This is a genomic window from Vibrio profundi, from assembly GCF_005281835.1.
GTDB classification, from domain to species: domain Bacteria; phylum Pseudomonadota; class Gammaproteobacteria; order Enterobacterales; family Vibrionaceae; genus Vibrio; species Vibrio profundi.
Genome location: NZ_RZIS01000005.1, coordinates 162,707 through 182,715 on the forward strand (window position 1 = coordinate 162,707; position 20,009 = coordinate 182,715).

The 20,009-nt window shown below is 43.7% G+C and carries 18 protein-coding genes; 7 read left to right on the forward strand and 11 right to left on the reverse strand.

Annotated elements, in window-relative coordinates; translation table 11 throughout:
* Window positions 1-49 precede the first annotated feature (49 nt).
* On the reverse strand, window positions 50-1,300 hold the full coding sequence (locus ELZ11_RS14315) for a M20 family metallo-hydrolase (RefSeq protein WP_137358101.1): 1,251 nt from the start codon (window positions 1,298-1,300) through the stop codon (window positions 50-52).
* A gap of 235 nt (window positions 1,301-1,535) precedes the next feature.
* Here ELZ11_RS14315 and ELZ11_RS14320 point away from each other — a divergent pair, with 235 nt between their 5' ends.
* The gene (locus ELZ11_RS14320) at window positions 1,536-2,282 is read left to right on the forward strand and encodes a FadR/GntR family transcriptional regulator (protein WP_137358102.1); all 747 of its coding nucleotides are present in this window, start codon (window positions 1,536-1,538) and stop codon (window positions 2,280-2,282) included.
* Window positions 2,283-2,445: 163 nt separating this feature from the next.
* On the opposite strand, the gene ELZ11_RS14325 is transcribed toward ELZ11_RS14320, so the two are convergent.
* Window positions 2,446-2,799, reverse strand: a complete 354-nt coding sequence (locus ELZ11_RS14325) for a VOC family protein (protein ID WP_137358259.1) — start codon at window positions 2,797-2,799, stop codon at window positions 2,446-2,448.
* Between the two features lie 42 nt (window positions 2,800-2,841).
* A complete protein-coding gene (locus ELZ11_RS14330; protein ID WP_137358103.1) occupies window positions 2,842-3,126 on the reverse strand; it encodes a MazG nucleotide pyrophosphohydrolase domain-containing protein in 285 nt (94 codons plus the stop codon).
* Window positions 3,127-3,531: 405 nt separating this feature from the next.
* On the opposite strand from ELZ11_RS14330, the gene ELZ11_RS14335 reads away from it, so the two are divergent.
* Window positions 3,532-4,263: a substrate-binding periplasmic protein gene (locus ELZ11_RS14335; RefSeq protein WP_137358104.1), complete on the forward strand. Its 732-nt coding sequence runs from the start codon at window positions 3,532-3,534 to the stop codon at window positions 4,261-4,263.
* 209 nt (window positions 4,264-4,472) lie between these two features.
* Here ELZ11_RS14335 and ELZ11_RS14340 read toward each other — a convergent pair whose 3' ends face one another.
* Both ELZ11_RS14340 and ELZ11_RS14345 read right to left on the reverse strand, forming a co-directional pair.
* Window positions 4,473-6,077, reverse strand: a complete 1,605-nt coding sequence (locus ELZ11_RS14340; protein WP_137358105.1) for a BCCT family transporter — start codon at window positions 6,075-6,077, stop codon at window positions 4,473-4,475.
* A gap of 240 nt (window positions 6,078-6,317) precedes the next feature.
* Complete coding sequence (locus tag ELZ11_RS14345) at window positions 6,318-6,698, reverse strand: winged helix-turn-helix transcriptional regulator (protein ID WP_137358106.1); 381 nt, start codon at window positions 6,696-6,698, stop codon at window positions 6,318-6,320.
* A 151-nt stretch (window positions 6,699-6,849) separates the two neighbouring features.
* On the opposite strand from ELZ11_RS14345, the gene ELZ11_RS14350 reads away from it, so the two are divergent.
* Window positions 6,850-7,392 (forward strand): nuclear transport factor 2 family protein, encoded by a 543-nt coding sequence (locus ELZ11_RS14350; RefSeq protein WP_137358107.1) that lies wholly within the window; start codon window positions 6,850-6,852, stop codon window positions 7,390-7,392.
* Window positions 7,393-7,531: 139 nt separating this feature from the next.
* On the opposite strand, the gene ELZ11_RS14355 is transcribed toward ELZ11_RS14350, so the two are convergent.
* Window positions 7,532-7,939: a hypothetical protein gene (locus ELZ11_RS14355; protein WP_137358108.1), complete on the reverse strand. Its 408-nt coding sequence runs from the start codon at window positions 7,937-7,939 to the stop codon at window positions 7,532-7,534.
* A gap of 187 nt (window positions 7,940-8,126) precedes the next feature.
* The gene (locus tag ELZ11_RS14360; RefSeq protein ID WP_137358109.1) at window positions 8,127-9,251 is read right to left on the reverse strand and encodes an ABC transporter substrate-binding protein; all 1,125 of its coding nucleotides are present in this window, start codon (window positions 9,249-9,251) and stop codon (window positions 8,127-8,129) included.
* Window positions 9,252-9,396: 145 nt separating this feature from the next.
* Here ELZ11_RS14360 and ELZ11_RS23835 point away from each other — a divergent pair, with 145 nt between their 5' ends.
* Window positions 9,397-9,543 (forward strand): hypothetical protein, encoded by a 147-nt coding sequence (locus ELZ11_RS23835; RefSeq protein WP_167494697.1) that lies wholly within the window; start codon window positions 9,397-9,399, stop codon window positions 9,541-9,543.
* Here the strand turns inward: ELZ11_RS23835 and ELZ11_RS14365 are convergent.
* The 3 genes from ELZ11_RS14365 to ELZ11_RS14375 all read right to left on the reverse strand — a co-directional run bounded on the left by ELZ11_RS14365 (window position 9,540) and on the right by ELZ11_RS14375 (window position 13,907).
* Window positions 9,540-10,340: an acyl-CoA thioesterase gene (locus tag ELZ11_RS14365; protein ID WP_137358110.1), complete on the reverse strand. Its 801-nt coding sequence runs from the start codon at window positions 10,338-10,340 to the stop codon at window positions 9,540-9,542. The two genes, ELZ11_RS23835 and ELZ11_RS14365, sit on opposite strands and share 4 nt — an antisense overlap.
* A 211-nt stretch (window positions 10,341-10,551) precedes the next feature.
* Complete coding sequence (locus tag ELZ11_RS14370) at window positions 10,552-13,020, reverse strand: diguanylate cyclase (protein ID WP_137358111.1); 2,469 nt, start codon at window positions 13,018-13,020, stop codon at window positions 10,552-10,554.
* Window positions 13,021-13,133: 113 nt separating this feature from the next.
* The gene (locus ELZ11_RS14375) at window positions 13,134-13,907 is read right to left on the reverse strand and encodes a substrate-binding periplasmic protein (protein WP_137358112.1); all 774 of its coding nucleotides are present in this window, start codon (window positions 13,905-13,907) and stop codon (window positions 13,134-13,136) included.
* 281 nt (window positions 13,908-14,188) lie between these two features.
* Between ELZ11_RS14375 and ELZ11_RS14380 the strand changes: the two genes are divergently transcribed.
* On the forward strand, window positions 14,189-14,932 hold the full coding sequence (locus ELZ11_RS14380) for an oligogalacturonate-specific porin KdgM family protein (protein WP_137358113.1): 744 nt from the start codon (window positions 14,189-14,191) through the stop codon (window positions 14,930-14,932).
* Window positions 14,933-15,035: 103 nt separating this feature from the next.
* On the opposite strand, the gene ELZ11_RS14385 is transcribed toward ELZ11_RS14380, so the two are convergent.
* A complete protein-coding gene (locus ELZ11_RS14385; protein ID WP_137358114.1) occupies window positions 15,036-15,680 on the reverse strand; it encodes a MurR/RpiR family transcriptional regulator in 645 nt (214 codons plus the stop codon).
* Window positions 15,681-15,852: 172 nt separating this feature from the next.
* On the opposite strand from ELZ11_RS14385, the gene ELZ11_RS14390 reads away from it, so the two are divergent.
* On the forward strand, window positions 15,853-17,256 hold the full coding sequence (locus tag ELZ11_RS14390) for a PTS fructose transporter subunit IIC (protein WP_137358115.1): 1,404 nt from the start codon (window positions 15,853-15,855) through the stop codon (window positions 17,254-17,256).
* Window positions 17,257-17,341: 85 nt separating this feature from the next.
* Complete coding sequence (locus ELZ11_RS14395; RefSeq protein WP_137358116.1) at window positions 17,342-19,999, forward strand: glycoside hydrolase family 38 N-terminal domain-containing protein; 2,658 nt, start codon at window positions 17,342-17,344, stop codon at window positions 19,997-19,999.
* The last annotated feature ends 10 nt before the right edge of the window (window positions 20,000-20,009 follow it).

Here is a 20,009-nt window from a genome sequence, read left to right on the forward strand (position 1 = left end):
ATTCTTAATCACAAACTACGATCTAACCAATAACAGTGACGGGTTACTGTCAGTGTTGTTCTTTCATTAGCAAGCAGAAGTGGTTGAGCACCTCTACAACGGCAATCAAATCTTGTTGTAGGATGGCTTCATCTGGATGGTGACTGATACCATCGGTACAACGCATAAACAGCATGGCTATGTCAGTGAGCTTGCACATGGCGAGGCCATCATGTCCTGCACCACTAAAGATGTGTTTTGGTTCAATACCAGAACCATGAATTGCATTGCTTAAGACGGATGACAATTTATCTGAACATTGCACAGCCGACTGTTCATAGGTTTGTTCGTGGCGGTACGCTAAGTTGTATTCATTCATTATCTTTTGAATGCCCGCTAGCATTTCTTGGCGGGCTGCAATTCGCGATGCATCATTGGGTGAGCGCAATTCGATAGTAATATCTGTTTGCTGAGGAATGACGTTTACGCCATTTGGGTAGTTAGCAATTTTCCCTACAACGCCAACCAAATCCTCTTCGCGTTTACATAGCTGATCGAACATATGAATGATTTGAGCTGCTCCAACTAACGCATCTTGACGAGAGTTCATTGGTACAGTACCAGCGTGGCTTGCTTTACCTAGAATTGACAAACTATGACGCTCTATTCCTGTTATCGCAGTGACTACGCCAACAGGTAATTCGGCTTGCTCAAGCTGAGGGCCTTGTTCAATGTGCAATTCAACAAATCCAATCACATTGTCTTTGTTGTACGCGTCTTGGCTAATTAAATCTGGGTCACAACCAAAAGAGATTAAGGCTTCCCGCATACTAACGCCGTTTGCATCTTGGGCATTGAGCATTGTCGGATCAAAGGTGCCAGAAACCGATTTAGAGCCTAGTAGGGTAGATTGAAAGCGTGTTCCTTCTTCGTCACTAAAAGCAATGACATCAATATTGAATGGAAACTCTATTTGATTCTGATTGAAATAGTTAATCAGTGCGACGGGCAATATAACGCCCAAGATTCCATCGTATTTCCCACCGTTTGGAACCGTATCTTGATGTGAGCCAAAAATGAGGGTCGGCGCATCTGGTTTTCCGCTTTGGTAACGTCCAATCAGGTTTGCCGCATTGTCCATACGTACTTCCATACCAGACTCTGTCATCCAACCGCGTAATTTTTCGTTTGCCTGTGCGTGTTCTTTAGACGCGCATAAACGGGTGACTCCTTCTTTATCAGGGTCTGTTGTTTGGCTGCACTGAGCAATTGATTCAAGCCATTCCCAGGCTAGGCTGGCAGTTTCTGCAATTTTGTTCATCCTACATTAGCTCTATTTTGACCATGTGTTAAATCAATTTATCATGATAAATATAAAAATTAACCTATTTATCATGATAAATTGCCACTTATGTGAGCGCTATTTGATCGATAATCGGATGGTTTCATAACAAAATGGAATTGATCTTTGGATCTTCCGAGCACAAAAAATGAGTGACATTCGATAGAATTCCGTCAAAATTCAAAGGCTAGGGTAATGATGCAGCGAGGATAATGTGACAAAAAGCGCGAAAAGACGAAGAACTCAACAATTGGCGGAATCGATTAAGAACTGGATCGTCGAGCAAGCTCTTCAACCGGGGGATCGTTTACCAAATGAATTAGAAGTAATAGAGACGTTTGATGTTTCGAAAGGAACGGTTCGCGAGAGCATGCGTATTTTGGAAGCGCAAGGCATTCTTTCCACAAAGACAGGCCCCAACGGTGGTGTGTTTGTTAGTGAGATGAGTGAAAATAAAGCTCAATCATTGCTAAGTAATTATTTGTTCTTTAAAGATATTTCAATATCTGATCTGTACCAGATGCGTTTGTCGCTGGAGCCTGAGATTGCAGCGTCGTTGGCGGGCACATTAGATGAATCGCAGTTAGAAGCGCTTTCTCAGCAGATAGATAAATATCAGCAGCCCCCAGAAGATATTTATCAAGAGCGAGATCACCATATTGCTTCCTTAGAGTTTCATAGCTTGTTGGCGAGTTATTCTCAAAATCAGTTATTGAAGTTTGTCGTACGTTTTACTGCGCAAATGCTGACTGAATTGACTATCTATCGCAAACTTTATGAACCAGAGAATCATAAGCTATGGCATACCGGAATAGAAAGTCAGCGCAGCTTGATTGAAGCCTTAAGGCAAGGCGATGCCGTCAAGGCGAAACAGATTATGCAGCAGCACATGCTAACGGCTCATCAATTGATGATTAAGCAAGAAGCCCAAATCGCAAATTGCTTTATTTCTGAAGATTAAAGGGTTCGTAGAGGTTGGTTCATCCAGCCTACCGAAACGAACATTGAATCGAGAAGATGTTCGCTATGGCCTCAGTTCTTCTCTAAGTTTTTGGGAGACCGAGCAGGGGGATTTGAGGGATACGAACAAGTGGCGTCTAAGCTTAATTTATGTTGCTCATGACTTACCCCATAGCTCCGCGTAGGCCTATTAGATTTCCAAATGGGTCTTCCACCTGGCACATGTATAACTCATTTTCGATTTCCATTGGGCCTCGATAAAGAAATGCTCCAATGCTTTCAAAATGAGCTAACGCCATCGAAAGGCTACTGACAGACCAATAGATGACGGTCCCTTTCTTGCCTGTACCCACCTTTGTATCAGCCTGAACGATTTCTAACGAGAACCCATTTAGGTTTAGAACCGTAAAGTCGAACTCTGGATGATAGGTAGGAATAGCATCAGGAAAGGCCTTTTGATACCACTCTAAACCTTTTGCCATATCCGGGACATGAACAAGAACGGCTACAGGAGTCATCATTTTAGTTTCCTATCTAATTTGAATGTAGAGAAAAGGGGACTAACGGTTGTATTTGGCCTTGTTTAATATTTCTTTAAGCTCATGAGTTTTTTCTAAGTCCACGTTATGAATATTCGCTAAAGCACAAACATAGTAGAGAACGTCGTATAACTCCTCGGCGATAGAGCCTTTGAGTTCTTCTAAAGGTGGCTGGCCACTTTTTCCGTCTCGAATTGATTCAGATAGTTCACCAACCTCTTCAATTAATTTGAGAAAGTAGTGCTCTGGTAGTTCAGGAGCATAATCAAATTCTTTAATATGGTTTTGCAGCTCAGATATTTTCATAATTTCCTATTTGTGGCTTTTCCGTATTTATTTGTAGTAGGTACTCACAGGAAAACTGTCCTTTAACCCCTGAGCTATCTCCCCAGAATCTTGCTAGAGCTATCATCACTATTCTACTGTTTAATAACAAGTCTTTAGCCTTGGATTGTTGTAAAGCTTTGTAGTAAATGGTTAATCTCAATTTCATGATGCGAGTAGAGCTCAACACATCATGAGTGTTGAGCACCTCTCTACGCTGTAATTGATCCTACACTTCAAATGAGCACTACGAAAATCGTCACTCAATGATTCTGGGAAGAACCAAAACATTGAGCGCGACTGGGTTTTCAAGCTTATAAAAAAGATGCGTGAGTGGCGCTGCTGACTTATGACAACGGACTTAAATCTTAAACGAGAGGCGAAACTATGCTGAAGAGTAGGGTACATGTTCGCCGTTTGTTGCTTAGTTTATGTCTTTGCTTGATGCCTACATTCGTATCGGCTTATGAGAAATTGCATTTCGCGAGCATCGAAGGTTTACCCAACCAAACCGTAGGAGCGAGAATTCTTCGAGAAGTTTATTTCCGGGCGGAAATAGAAATTTCGATAGAGGACATGCCTGCATCTAGAGCGTCTTATAAAGCCGATCAAGGCCAACTGGATGGTGAATTAGTTCGGATTGAATCTTACGGAAAAATGCACCCGAACCTTGTTTTGATACCGATACCGATTGGCTATGTAGAATCGCAAATTTTTACCCAACCTGGGAGAGACTTATCTTTGGATAAGCTCGGGGACTATTCGATTGTCATCGGAAGGGGCATAAAAATATCTCATGATCTGACAAAAGGGAAAGGTTATCCACACGTAACGGAGCTAACCAATGCCAGCCAATTGCTTCATTTTGTTAGGTTAGGCCGAGCGGACACGGCAATTACCGATAGGGCGAGCGGGATGTATCTCATAAAAAGTGAAAACATTGAAAATGTGGTGCCGTTTGGCCAACCTTTGAGTAAAAAACTCCTCTATCACTACATTAATATAAAACACAAAGCATTGGTGCCTAAGTTAACGAAAGTGATGGAAACGATGCAAAAAGAAGGTGAGCTAGATGGTTTGTGGGAGCGCTATATGCTTGAGCTGATCAGAAGTAAATGATTTGTAGCGTTGATCTTCTATATACGAAATCTTGATTTCATCGTGGAAAGTGGAAAGTGGAAAGTGGAAAGTTGGATGTGTTGCCGCTAAATTCGCTTGCAGTGAGCGCTGTTTCCGAGATAAATCAGCCATTTGCACTCTCCCAAAAACAAAAACTCCCTAGCACTCAGTACTAGGGAGTTTGAATTTAGCGTTGCTCTTCTAGCTTACTATCGAGGTTGGCTAGTCGATACTTGTATTGTATTCACCTCAGTCAACAAGCCTTTAATTAAGCTCACGCAACCAAGTAGAAGAATAATGGTAAACGGCATTGCGGCAATAATAGTGATGGATTGCAGTGCTTGAATAGATTGGGTTCCGCCAATCCATAGCATCACCATTGCGATTGCACCTGAGATAACTGCCCAAACAACTTTCTGCTTCACTGGCACTTCAAGTTTACCGCCCGCTGTCATTCCATCGATTACGATAGAACCAGAATCCAATGTAGTCACGAAGAATACGATGATCAGTGCTACTGCAATAACAGACAGAATACTGCCAAATGAGTAAGCATCTAACATATGGAACAAGCTCAAAGAAACATCGGCAATGCCTTGGTCGAGGCCAAGCTGGCCAACCTTATCAATCACTTGTTCAATGGCTACGCCACCAAAGACAGACATCCATGCTGACGTTACTAGCGTCGGAATGATGAGCACGCAGAACAAAAACTCGCGAACCGTACGGCCTTTAGAAATACGCGCTACGAACATGCCGAAGAAAGGTGCATACGCTACCCACCATGCCCAGTAGAACACAGTCCAGCCATGCAACCATGTGGTGTCTTCACGACCAGAACTCTGGCTCAATGCTACGATGTTCTTTACATAACCCGTTGCTGCAGTCGCCACAGAATCAAGCACGGTTGTGAAGTTCAGCAGAGCAATCAGGCCAAGGAATACGAACGCAATAACCATGTTTAGGTTACTTAGGAACTTAACACCACCGTCCATACCACGAAGTACAGAGATGATCGCTAGGCCCATGATCAGAACAATAATAGATTGCTGAAGTAGGATATTGTTTTCCAAGCCAAACACGTGGCTAATACCACTTGCTGCTTGTGTACCACCTAAGCCTAACGAAGTTGCCAAACCAAACAAAGTCACCAGTACCGTTAGTACATCGATCACATCACCAGTTTTACCCCAAACGCGGTCGCCCAAGATTGGGTAAAACACTGAGCGCATAGATAGCGGTAGACCTTTGTTGTAAACAAAATACGCTAGGCAAAGTGCAGTCATGCCGTAGATAGCCCACGCATGGAAGCCCCAGTGGAATACGGTTGCACCCAGCGCTAACTCACGACCCGCTTCTGTAAAAGGTTCTGCGTTCAACGGAGTACCAAACCAGTTGGTAAAGAACGCGGTTGGCTCAGCAACACCCCAGAAAATAAGTCCAATACCCATACCCGCTGCGAATAACATCGCAATCCAAGATGCTTTTGAATAATCCGGTGTCGCTTGTTCACCGCCTAAACGAATTTTACCTAACGGCGAAAACGCTAGAGCAATAGCAAGAATTAGCATGATGTTGGCTCCCCACATAAACAGGAAGTCAAACTTTGATAAAACAGCACCTTTAATAGAATCAATTGCAGCTTTAGCGTCTGCGGGAGGAAGAACAAGAAGAGTGACGATGAAGAGAAGAGATAAGCCAACGGAGGCTAGAAAAACTGTGTTATGGACATCCATGCCCCATTTACTGACGTTATCTTGACCAACTTGATAATCAGTAGATTCAATACTGTACTTCTTTGATTTAAAACTCATAAATTATGATGTTCACATACTCGTACAAACGAGTATAAGGACCAACTCCATATCCATTGATAAATTGATTAGCGATTCGCAACATATAAACAAACCTGATAAAGGTATGAATAATGGCTTTTGCTCAATCCCAAGCGCGGCATTCTACCACAAAATACGGTGTTCTAATGAGCTAATAGCCAATAAGCTTGTCAGGGGTTGTAACTAGAATCAGTTTGACATGCTACAAGCCCAAGAGCACTAACGGCTTTTGTCATACTTCTTACGAGCACTATTAATTTCAACTTGGTGGTTATCCGCCCAACAAACGAGATCGTATAAAGGCTTAACCAGATCTGTCCCCAAGTTTGTCAAAGCATACTCGACGCGCACCGGAACCTCAGGGAATACAGTTCTATTAACGTAACCATCACGCTCTAGATCGCGCAGGGTTTGGGTTAACATTCGTTGTGAAATTCCCTCAATTCTTGATTTCAATGCATTAAATCGCTCTGGGCCATCGACAAGAGCGAAGAGGATAAGCATTGACCACTTGTCACCAATTTGTGCCACAACGTTGCGTACGGGACAATCTTCATTATTGTGAAAAGTACGTCTTTCTGATTTGGTTTCTACTGCCATTTAAGGGTTCCTTCTTAACTTAATATCGGCACTCTAGTTACCAAAAGGTGCCTAGCTAAGCATTTGGTGCCTTCTTGTGATGTAAGTTACTATTAATTACTATGGTTATCAATTGATACTTAATTGTTAAACGTAACTGAAAGGATTCCCTATGTTCAAAGCACTTACCGCGTTTGTTCTACTGTTAGCTAGCACTACGGTATTCGCACAATCTGACGATATACTTGTTATTAACTTAGACGCCCACAAAAAAGAAAACTGGACGGAACAAGAGCTAGATAATGTTGAGTTAATCACTGATTTTGTTCAAAATTTAATGAATAACCACAACTTTGACTATGTACTTGAACACTATAACGATAGTTCTTATATACAGCACAATCGTAACTTACCCGACAAAGTGTCGGGGTTGGTTGGTTTTCTCACGGAGTTTGTAGAGGACTACCCAGATTACACTTATGACGTAAAACATATTTATGCTGATGGTGATTATGTGATTTTTCATTCACACGCCACTTTAGATATATTGGATAGAGGGAATGACCAAAAAGGCATGAATATTATTGATACTTGGCGTATTGAAGATGGAAGGATTGTCGAGCATTGGGACTCAATTCAAGCGCTTGATTTTTCGATGAGAATGTACTCGTTGCTTACCGGTGGCGATATTGCAAATTCAAATGGTGTTTTCTAAAAGTTGAGGTATATGGTTAGAACCCAATGGGTTGAGGATAGCTTTTACATCACTAATATTGCAACGCGACGTAAACACAGTAGGGGATGTTCATCTTTCACGCTGAAAGATGAACATCATTTGAAATGATAGTTGAGTGTTACTTTCTTTTACCCTGTTGTACTAATTTCTCGTTCCATGCAGCATTGCCATCGCGCTTGGTAACTTCATATTCGGAACAAAACTGAGAGATAGTCATGTTGTTGTCGCCAGTGGCCAACTTCAGCGCCAACTGAACTTGCTGAAGTTTACTTTGCAGGCGCAGGATTTGACCAGCATTGGGGCTCTTTTCCTTCGCGTACTTTAAAGCGGCATGCTTGCGTTCAGCGGCTCCTGCACGGCGGTCGGCTTCACCCAGTAGAAATCTTAGTTGAGACATACTCTTTCCCTTTTTAAAAGCAGGGTTAAGCAGTTCAACGCATTCATCAAATGTTGGTTCTTCGAGGTATGGATCAATTTTACAAGCTTGTTGGCGCATCCACTCTAGCGCCAGTTCTTCATCTGACATATTAAGATCTTTACGGGTAACAGAGGTTATATAGTATCGTTCATTGGCAAACCCCTGCAATAACAGATTCAGTGGCTACTGGGATTTTCATGGGCGGTAGTAGATTCTGGGTGTAAAAGTCAGTTCAAACTCCAGCTACGAAAACGTCACGGGTTGGTAATGTGAAGCATTTGGTTAACCCTTAAGGTTATTCAAACTGTTTTAGTACCGCATCCAAACTGAAATCGTATGACTCTAGAGAAGGGTTGAGCGTTTTAGAGAACTGAGTAAAGTCGATAGCGTCCCACTCCATAGGGCCTAAGTTATTCATATATTGATCAATATTGTGACGGTCAATCGAGTACATTGCTGGTGTATATGAGTCATTATTGAAATCTTTACCATGGTGATAGTCATATAGCATGACGAGTGACCAAGCGCCGTCCATAAAGTGACCGCCGACGGTTGTTGCCAGCGTACCATCCTTAACCTTATTTATTCCTAGAGATGACCATCCGCATCCTGCGAATAGAATGTCTTTTCCTGGTATTTTCCCGATTTCTTGCGCGACTCTCATGGCACCAAATGCTGTGCTATCGTTCGCTCCCCAAATTGCTCCGAGATGCTCATAACGAGCGATTAATCCAAGAGATTTTTCATAGGCAGTTTGTTCAGACCAATCACCTGAAACAACTTGGATTAACGTGGCCTGGTCAGAATGTTCATTCACGGCTGCTTTTAAGCCTTCTACTCTGGCTGAGGAAGCGTGAGTATTAAAAGCACCGGCTATAGCTAAAATTTGCAAAGTTCCATCTGGTGCAGCCAGGCCTTTAGCTTTGCCTTGTTCTATTAAAACTTTTCCCATTTTGTAGCCAGCAGAAAAGTTATCGGGAAGGTATTGCCCTATCCACATAGGGTATGTGGTTCGAGGCTTTCCAAAATGCATAATGTCCTGATCATTAACGAACGCATTGTTGAACAAAAACACTTTTACACCTGCGTGTTGGGCGGCCTGAATGACGCCTCCTGCGCTGCCTTTTTCGTTTCCTGTCAGTATGTAATCTGGAGGGGTTTCACGACTGGTAACTTCCACTGCCTGACGTACGGTCAACATATGATTGCGGTTCGAGTAAAGAATCTCTAGTTCAATGTCTAAATCTTTGGCGGCAGAGTGCATAAAGTCTGTGGTCATTTCCCAAAACCAAGTATTAGGTTTATCAGGGTTTAACAGAACTACGTGTATTCTGTCGTCCTCCGCTGACGCAAATCCAGTTGATAGAACAACAGTGAAGACTAGCTGTACGAACTTAACGCCATTCCCCATCCAGTTCATAGAATGTCCTTTGTAAAACTTAAAAGGTTTAATTCACCATGACGTTAAGTGGCTTGTTCTGCCGGCTATCGTAATGTTGCTGAGCTTAGCAACATAGTGCGGGCTTTATAAACAACCAAATAAACCATAGTTCAAGGAACCGAGAATGGACAGGTCATACGAAGTGGTGAGCGAGTGTGGGAATACGCTAGAGAGTTCAAGCGGTCTAGGCTTAGGGCAGGTCTACGTTACTCTTGTTGCCATATTCGGCGAGGAGGGCTCGCCGAAAAATTCATTTATGCCAATCGACTAGCTAAATACGGCGACGCTTTGGCGGCTAATCGCGACCAGCTCACCTGCATCGTTCCAAATATCAGCTTCTAAGTGGGCGTAACCGTTACCGGCTTGTCGTGTAATGGCCTTGTAAGCGAACCAGCTTGTTGGGTCGACGGGTTTATGAGGGTGAATAAACTCGAGGTTCCACATCATAGTGCTTGCAGGAGCTGGACCTTTCATCATCTGTAATACGGCTGGTGGCCATGCGTCTACCAAACAAATAAGGTGCGCATCGGAAATGTGCGAGGGAGCCTCTTTAAATCGCATCCAACCATTTAAGTGGGATTGTGGCTGAGCAGTGTAGGGCATGGCGCCTTCTTCAATTGCCAAATCCATATTGCCAATAAAGCTCGGAGTTACAGAGGGAACGAACGGTACAAGTGGCAGTGCTTCAGGTTCACGCAGCCCGTGTTGATCTAAGTTAGTTACTTCGATATCTGAAAATCGATCGACGCCAAAGCTGGCTTGTTGGATAACCGCAACATCGCCGTTTTGGATGAGCCTCGCGGTTAACTGAGAGGCGTTTTTACCTTCGCGAAGAATCTCAACTTCAAAAGAAAAAGGGGTATCAGAGAGTAATGGGCCAACAAAATTAGTCGTCAGTGATCTCAGGGGGCGATTCGCGGCAACCTTGGCTTTCATCGCAGTGTACAGAAGCGCCGCCGAGATGCCGCCAAAAGCAGTGCGGCCTTGTGCCCAGCTTTCTGGGAATGTCATTGTCGTATCATTGTTGACGCATTCTTCTGCTTGTTTGAGGAGTTGATCAATATGCATAGTTGAAATTTGTTATCGAATTGTAAATTAACATTAACTGGTCAAACCAGATAAATCAATATGAGCGAACTCCTAGAATGGAAAAGTGTTAAGTCGATAAATGAGCGAAAGAAAGTGCTAAAGATCCAGAATGTAAACCGAACAGCAATACGGAAATATGCCAACCTTTGACTTAGCTAGCTGGTTTACGCCCAAACTCGATTGCGAGTTTCTATCCCAATGTCACTGACTCAACACGATTACGGCCTTGCTCTTTGGCTAGATATAGGGCTTCGTCAGCCGCTTCATAAAGCTGTTCCATTTTATACTTGGCCTTGTTGGTGGTGACTAACCCAAACGATGCGGTTAGAACGGGAGCGGCGAGGCTATATTTGTGCTCTAGTTGTAAGTCTTCAATGGCCTGCCTGAATTCTTCTACAAAGGCAGTGGCTTCGTCAGGAGACAAACCTGAAAAGATAATACCGAATTCTTCACCACCTAAACGGAAGCAGTAATCCGATGCTCGGTGACAATGTAACTTTAAGGTGTTGGCAAGAGAAATCAGTTGATGGTCGCCATTATGGTGGCCGTAATTGTCGTTATATTGTTTAAAGTAGTCGACGTCGAGAATAACGAAACTCAGCCAATCTTTGCTGCGTTGTGCTCGGCGCATTTCATTGGGCAGTACTTCATTGTAATGACGTCGATTAAATAACCCTGTGAGTGGATCTGTGATCGAGAGTTTTTCTATCTTATTTTTCTCTTGGCGTAACTCTTGTTCTATTTGTTTCCGCTCAGACACTTCATTGTTCAGCTTACCGTTTAGGTTCGATAGCTTGCGAGTCCAGTAGCTGAGTAACGCTAGCACTAGAAATGACACCAAGACGATTTTCCATACTAAGTTGTAGTCGACGCCATGTTCATAGCGCAGGGTAACCCAGCGAGAGTAGATCGCGTTCTTTTCTTCCTCGGTGAGTGAGTCTAGCGACTTTTGTAAGATGCTGTGGAATATAGGCCAATCGCTACGTACCGCCATACTCAGTTCAAAGCGATAAGGTGTGGCACCAGACACTTTCAAATTGGTTAACCCTTCGCGCGTCATAACATAGTTGGCAGTCGCAATATTGCCGACGTAAGCGGTCACTCTGCCAGATGATACGGCTTGCAACGCATCGGATACATTTTGTGCTTCAAATAGTTGTATTTTAGGGTGGTTAACAAGCAATAATTCGTGGGATGCGTAGCCCTTAACTACAGCGACTTCTTTACCGTTTAACGAATTGAGATCAGAAACATAGGGCAGTTCTTGATTGGTGATGATCATCATCGGGAAGCTTAGATAAGGGCGGGTAAAGTTGAGGTATTCTTTTCGGTTGGGAGTAATCGCTAAAGCAGGGTAGATATCCAGCTCTCGTCGCTTCGATGCTTCTACGACATCCGCCCAGCCCATATCAATACTCGGTATTAAATCTATCCCAAGGCGATTAGCGATCAGCTTTATGTAGTCTGCAGCAATGCCCTGGTAGATATCGTTATCGTCTACGTATTCGAAGGGCGGCCAGTCGATATCGATAGCAAGCTTGAGCGTTTGGTTTTGCTTGAGCCAATCTGCTTCTTCATCGGTTAACTGTATGGCCTTGGTATTTTGATAATAACTATCGAGTAGGTACTTGATGCTGAAATTGTAAAAATCTTCACTATTCTGAGCTTTGGAAAGCGCCTCGAAATCGATGCGTTGCCAATTGTCACCAATAAAGCTTTGAAACATCTTTATATTTTGATGGTTGATTGAATACATTTTGGAATGAAACTGCGTCGATTCCGCCGCGAAATCGTTACCCTTTATGTAGTCAGCCAACAAAATCAGTGCCCATGCGGCTTCAGTAAAATGACCGCCGATAGAGATATAAGGCTCATCGCTTTTGATAACTTGTAGGGCCTCAGGTAACCAATCTATCCCACCAACAATAATCGAGTCCATGGGTAATGAGAGCTCTTTCATTGCATCCCTTGCCCCTAAGGCGACAGAGTCAGAAGCGCCCCAAACCATATTGATATCCGGGTGTTGCTGGAATTGCGTTTTGAAAATTTCTTTTGCTTCGTCACGGCTCCAATGTACTCCGGAATCACCTTCTGCTACCACGGTTACATCGGGATGGTGTTTGATGAACTGATAGAGCCCTTCATTACGGTGCTGCGCAGATAGTTCTTTTATGTTGCCATTAATGACCAACATTTTTATGTCGTTGACTTGTCGCTTTTCAGCCTTTATCAACAGTTGTTCAGCCAGTAATGCGCCAGCTTTTTTATCGTTAGGGGTGATGCTGCCTATCCAGTATCGGAACTTAGAGCGGGGAAGCATGTCGCTTGCCACAAAACCAGTGTTGTACAAAATGCTCGGCGTTTTGTAGTGCTCCGCTATCGTTAAAACCTGTTCACCAATTTGTTCATAGTTCATGAAGACAATGCCATCTACTCCTTGTTTACAGGCCTTCTTGACTTGGCGAAGCATGGTTTTGGAGTTGTCATCCGCATCATAAATAGTAAGCGTAATCCCCAAATCATCTGCCGCTGCTTGGGCAAACTGTATTTGTGATTGCCATGCGGCTGTTTCACTACGCGGAACAAATAGCGCAATTTCAGTAGCAAAAACTTGGAATGATAAAAAAAAGCAAACAAACAGTCTTATGGGAGTCTTCATAGGCAAGGCTCAAATGCTGGTTTTTTTCAAGTATAGCAGCGGATACTCACTGTTATTGCAGTAGAGCGATGATACCTGTGACGTAAGTGTGTGTGGCACTTTGGAAATGTGGTCTATGGATCAGTTTGTTTGGCCAGTTCGTTATTACTGATGAACTGCTCAAACTCTACACCAAGGTAGCGTTTGTACGCTGCTTGCACGGTGCCATCTTCAAAAAGGGACTTTAGAGCGATCTCATATCTCTTTTGCTCCTCAGGTAGCGATTGATGGAAAGTCAGGTCTAGATATTCGATTTTCGCTGGGGGAAGCATAGGGGAAACAGAATAATCGTATTTCTTTCTTAAATACTGATTATTGACCAAATCGCCAAAGTAATAATCATAGCGCTTGTGGTGAAGCATTCTCAGCCCTTGTGTATCGTCAATAACGGCGTGAAATTTGATTCTTGGATTGTCGGTAAACTCCTTAGGGTAAGCAAACCCTCTGACGTGCCCTACGACTTCTCCCTCTAACTGACTGTAATGGGTAAACGTTTTATCGTTCGAAGGCTGATTGGTCCATATTGCGAGCACCCAAGGGATCGGTTTTAGCTGACTTACGATAGAGTTTTTAATGCTTTCATTCCCATCAACCGCGATGTCGTTAACTCCTTGCTCAAGGTTACGTAAACAGCGTTCCCATGGCATTTCTGTAAAGGTCGCTGTTAGCCCCGCACGTTTAAGCGCTTCTTTGTAAATATCAATCGAAAACCCTTGGGCGATGTTGTTGGTGTCGGCATAAGAATATGGCTCCCAGCGGGTAAAACACGCTTTCAACGCTTCAGCATAGCTGGGCCAAGAATAAGAGGTGATTAAGGCGAAACATACGCCAAGTATTGTGTTTCTCAAACCGAAAACTCTTTAATGATAATTGACTCAAAAAGGTTGTGGTTAAGTGTAGCAAACCGTTAATGATCGTGCGGTGGAGCAGGTGAGTAACTGGGTTGTATGGTTTCTCAATAAGGATTAATGAGGTTTATTTATTAACCATGCGTTTAGTGTGACTAATGTTCAACTCGTATGTAGAAACAGCGAAAGTATCACGATACTTTTTACTGGCGAAATGCCTGAGTTTTATAGTGGCGGCGAAGCGAAAGCTCCTGTCCTAATAAAATATAAAAAGGTAAAAAATGAAAAGCCAAGTTCTACTTTGTTCTACTCTTATTGCCCTTTCTTCTATGCCCACTTTTGCTGGAGAAACTAAGCTAGACGTGCGTTTTGGACATAACACGGCATCGGATATTCGTGATAGCCGAGTTAAGTTTATGCATACATTTGATACAGGTTTCTACTTTAGTGCCGAGGCCGCTCAGATTCACAACGATGGTTACTTTGCAGGTAACGATTCGAACGATGAAGACAAGAATGGCCTAAAAGCGGCAGCTCAAGAGTTTGAAGCCACGTACAAGTTCGACATCAATGAACAATGGTATTGGGCACCAGGTCTTGTGACGGTAACAGCTCCAAATTGGACGGAATACCGTCCTTATTTGAAACTTGGTACCAGCTTTGAAAATGGTGTATCTCTAACGGGTCGCTACCGTTATAACTGGTCTAACGATGCGAATGGAAAAGACTATTTAGACGGCAGTGGAACCACGCGTGGTGCCTCTAATCAATTTGATATTTGGTTATCGAAAAGCTTTGGTGATGTAGGTTTGATGTATAACCCGAGATACCGTTACCAAGATGGTGTCGATCAAGGTACAGGTCGTGACGACTACTGGGAACACACAGTGATGGTTAACTACAAGATTAATGAGACTTGGACGCCATACATGGAGCTCGTATCTGTCGATGAAACTTACGTGGACGCCAATGGCAATCGAGAAAACGATTATGCAGTGCGTTTAGGGTTCGTGATGAATCTTTAACGGTATGAATTCACTACGTATTACTTGTCCATAATATAGTAGCAAATAAAAGAGCAGCGTTATTCGCTGCTCTTTCTTATTTGTAGAACTGAAAAGAGGGGATTTAAAAGGTCAGCAGTTCTTTGCCAATTTGGTCGACGATTTGCAATGTGTGAATTTGAGATTCCCTGCCATACAAAGAGATACCATCCACTTGTTCTTCTAACGCGACGTTTAAGTGACAAACTTGATCGAGCGTCGAGCCTTTGTGGCTTATTCCGAGTACCTTGAGTCCTTTACGTTTCGCATTTTGTGCCATTTCAATGACAGCGTTGGTTTCACCTGATTTACTGATTAATAGCAGAGTACCGAGCTCAGCACGTGTGAGCTGGTGAATATCTGTGATCACTAAGTGAGGGACGTTAGCCAGTGATAAGAAACGAGATAGGTAGTTCACGCTCACGATGGATGCGCCGCGAGAGTACAAATACACCACAGGTGAAGACTTCAAAGTATTCGCGACACCAATGATTTGTTGCAGGTTCGTTTCGTTAGATGGGGCGCTAACTTGTTGTTTTAGCTCATTTGCTAATTTGTAGCGTAGCTCTGTATAGCTCGCATAGCCCATCTTTTTACAGACTCGGTTTACCGATGTCGTTGTTGTTAAAGCCTTATTTGCAATGGTCTTAGCGGAAATATCGTGAAGCTCACTGGCGTGGCCGATCAAATATTCGTAAATCGCGCGTTCTATACCTTGAAATGTGTTCATTGCTCTCAGCTATTATTGAAGAAACTATCAATATTACGCGCGAAAATGAGGCTAATTACCATGACCTCAATCACAGATGTACCGTGATACGTAAGTTGTACGATGAAACTGTGTCGGCACACATTCACGCTTCATATACTAGCCGCAGTTGATAATAACAAGGTACCAAACCATGAGTAAGAAAAAACTGGTTGCAGTGACCGCCTGCCCTACAGGCATTGCGCACACCTTCATGGCAGCTAAAAAAATTCAAAGCTGGGCTGAAAAGCAAGGCTATGAAGTTAAGGTTGAAACACAAGGTAGTGATGGTGTTAAGAATAAACTTACTGCGCACGATATCGCTACTGCAGACGGCGTCGTATTGGCCGTCGACGTACCAATTATGGACATGGAACGTTTTGACAACGCGAACCCACTGCAAGTTCGTACCCAAGAATTGATTAAACGAGTCGACGATTTGCTTCCGACGGTTTTTCTGCGCGGTAAAGAAAAGTCTGACTCTGATGTTGAAGTACATGACGAAAAGCGCTCCGCTTACCAAGTTGCGATCGGCCACATCATGACAGGTATCAGCTATATGCTGCCCGTGGTTGTTCTTGGTGGCTTGCTAATGGCGGTGGCAAAAATTACTGGCGAGTTTATTGATATTTCGGGCACGCCAATTGAAACCCTCGATAAGCTTGGTTTCATGACAATCAAGTTTATGTATCCAATCTTCGCCGGATACCTAGCTTATTCTATTGCGGGCAAACCTGCTCTAATTCCAGCCTTTATCGGCGGTTTGATGACAGACGAGCCGTACAAGAGGTTTTTCGATTTAGAAGGGTGGGCACCATCTGGGTTCTTCGGCGCTATCGCGATTGGTTTCCTCGTAGGTTACTTGGTTCGCTATCTCAACGATGTGATTCGTGTAAGAACCGATCTGACGACTCTAAAAACCATGTTGCTAGTACCAGCCGTAACCGGTGTGGTGATGGTACTGACCATGGAGTACGTGATTAACCCGTTCTTTGGCGCTTTGAACCTTGCGATGATCAACTTGTTCACTGAAGCAGGCGACGCAGGCCGAGGCATCTATTCGATGGTGATTGCTGCGGGTACCGCTTTTGACTTGGGTGGCCCAATTAACAAAGCAGCTGGCTCGGTAGCGTTGGGTCTTAACGGCATGAGCGAAGGCTTCGATCTTATTGCACGTGAACTGGGTATTGTTATTCCACCAATTGGTGTTGGTTTGGCGGCAATGTTAGACGGCAAATTCCGTAAGCGCGTATTTACACCAGAAGAGCAAACCGTAGGTAAAACTTCTTTGATGCTTGGCATGATTGGTATTTCAGAAGGTGCAATCCCGTTCATTCTAAAGAACCCTAAGATGATCCCAATTATGATCCTTGGTTCAATCATTGGTACTCAACTTGCGGTTGTCCTGAACGTTTTCCAAAGTCTACCGCTCCCAGCCGTTTGGGGTTGGTTCCTATCATCAGACCCAATTAGCTACACCTTATCTGTGTTCGTTGGTTCAGGGTTTATCGCAGTCGCACTACTGCTATGCACTAAACCTCAACCGAGCAATGCCTAATTAGGTTAGCGCTTTATTCGAAAATTATAGGGGGGAGTGATTACTTCCCCTTGATCAAAAAATTAAGACAAGTCGAGATAAATCAATGGCTAAAGTTCATGTAATTCCACATACACACTGGGATCGTGAGTGGTATTTTACCCAACAAGACAGTGACGTCTTAGCGACGTATAACTTCACCAAAGTTATCGAAACGTTGGAAACTCAACCAGAGTACAGCTGCTATCACCTAGATGGACAATCATCCATCGTTGAGGATTATCTCAAAGTCCTACCACATATGCGTGAACGTCTAGCAGCGCTGGTTTCTGATAAGAAGTTGTTTATTGGCCCTTGGTACACTCAAACCGATACTTACAATGTTGCGGGCGAGTCGATCATCCGAAACCTTAAGTACGGTATGCACATTGCTGAAGGTTTGGGCCACAGTATGAAAGTGGGTTACTTACCCGATACATTTGGTCATAACGCACAAATGCCAACTCTATTTAAAGGCATGGGGATCGACAACATCATCTTCTGGCGCGGGATTGATTACGACCAACAGGTAGAGCGATCTAACTTTAATTGGTGCTCGGCAGGCGGAGACGAGATTTACGCATATAACCTTGTTCACGGTTATGGCGCTGCTAAAAACATGGTAGCGACAGCGGCCCATTTGGATAAGAAAATCTTCCCTATGGTCGAGAAGATCAAAGCGCTTTCTGGCTTAGATGAGGTGCTTATTCCATCGGGTGGCGATCAAGTGAATATTGATCCCGAGCTTCCAAAAACACTCCAAACCGCAACCCAGCGTTCACCTGAACAAGACGTGTACGCCATTTCATCGATGGAAGCGTTTGTGGATGTATTGCGCGACAACAGCGATAGCTTTGAAACTTATCACGGTGAATTTAAAGCGCCGCGTTACGCACGAATTCATAAGACGATTGGCTCAGTCCGATACGACATCAAAAAGCTCAACTTCGATATAGAACAGTTCTTGATTAAGAAGCTTGAAGTGGTGATTGCAATTGCTAAAGCGCAAGGCATTACCGTGCACATCGAACTTATTGATATCGCTTGGAAGAAGATCCTTGAATGTCATGCTCACGATAGCATTGGTGGTTGTAATAGCGATGCCACTAACGCCGATATTATGCATCGTCTAAAGCAAGCCCAAGAAATCTGTCATGGTTTGTATAACCTTGTGATCAAAGAAATCGCGAGTAGCTGTCATGACGACGAGCTAATGTTGTTCAATGGTCAACTTCAACCTTACACCGGCCTAGTGAAGGCTGTGGTATTCAGTTCACATGAAAACATTACAATCTCAGATGGCAATGAACACTGCGCTATCGAAGTGATTACGCGTGAAACGTTAGATGGCGGTAAAGTCATTGAAGTCACGAAAGATGGTGAAAAAGAGGTTGCGGTTCCGCCGTACTACCGTTTTGAACTGAACATTTCAGTGAACGACTTACCTGCAATGGGCTATCAGGTATTTGAAGTGCAGCCAAGCGATGTGAGCAATCGTCAAATGGAAGTGCGTAAGCAAACCGCGATTGAAAACGAATCGCTTATGTTGACGTGCGAAGGCGGCCAGCTTCAGTTAGTTGATAAAAAGGCTAGCCGTATTATTCCTCAACTTCTTACGTTTGAAGAACAAGCAGATGATGGCGACTCGTATGATTTCTCACCGTTACAAGGTGACACTCCAGTATATAACCAATCTATCGAGCTTGTCGAAACTCAGGTTGGTGAAACAGAGCAAGTGATGACGGTACGTGCGACGCTCGATATTCCTGTCGATCTCAGCGCTCGTACAACAAACCAGAACGATCATCAGGCGGTATTTGAGGTAAGTCTAACGCTTAGCCAAGGTCGTGAGCAGCTAGTAGTGAACATCGCAACGATCAACCAAGCTAAAGATCACCGAGTGCGTGTTCTGGTTAACTCTGACGTTCAATCCAATACTTCAATCAGTACTCAGCCATTTGCATTGATGGAACGCCCAATTGAGCCGTCAATTGAAGGTTGGCAGCAGAAGTTCCGTGAATGTCCAATCGATATCGAAACCACTGAAGGGGCTGTAGCGCTAGCTGAGCCAAATAAAGCGTTAGTGATTAACGGTAGTGGCCTTAAAGAATTCCAAATCATCAAAGGTGAGCACTCAGATAAGGTGGCATTAACTCTATTCAAGTCAACCGGAGTGCTGGGTAAAGATGACTTAGAGTGGCGACCGGGCCGAGCTTCTGGCATTAACAATACCGTAGTACACACTCCAGATGCGCAGCTGCAAAAGTCTATGCAATTTAGCTTTGCTTTAGCGTTAACAGAGGATGCTAAGCACGACACAGTTCGTCAGCTAGAGCGAGAGTACCTCGATGCGCCGTTCAGTTACCAAAAGCAAACGCTAAATAGTTTTGAAAACCGATTAGAGCGCTTCCAAGTTCGATTTGATTTACGTGAGCGTTTGGCGTCATTCAGCCTGCTTTCGCTAGAGCAGCCGCTTGAGCTATCAAGTATCGGGCACTCTTTCTACAACAAAGACGCCGTGATCGTTCGATTGTTCAACCCAACGCTTTCAACTATCGAGCTCGATCTGGCTGCGTTCAAACAATTTTCTCAAGTCGAGCTGGTGGACTACAGAGAACAACCGAAAGTGTACGCCGAGTCAACAAATGATGAGAGCTCCGCTAACGCTGTGGTTAAGCCAAACAACAGCATCGATTTACGTGTAACGTTTTCCGTTGCTCAATAAGGACAGAGAC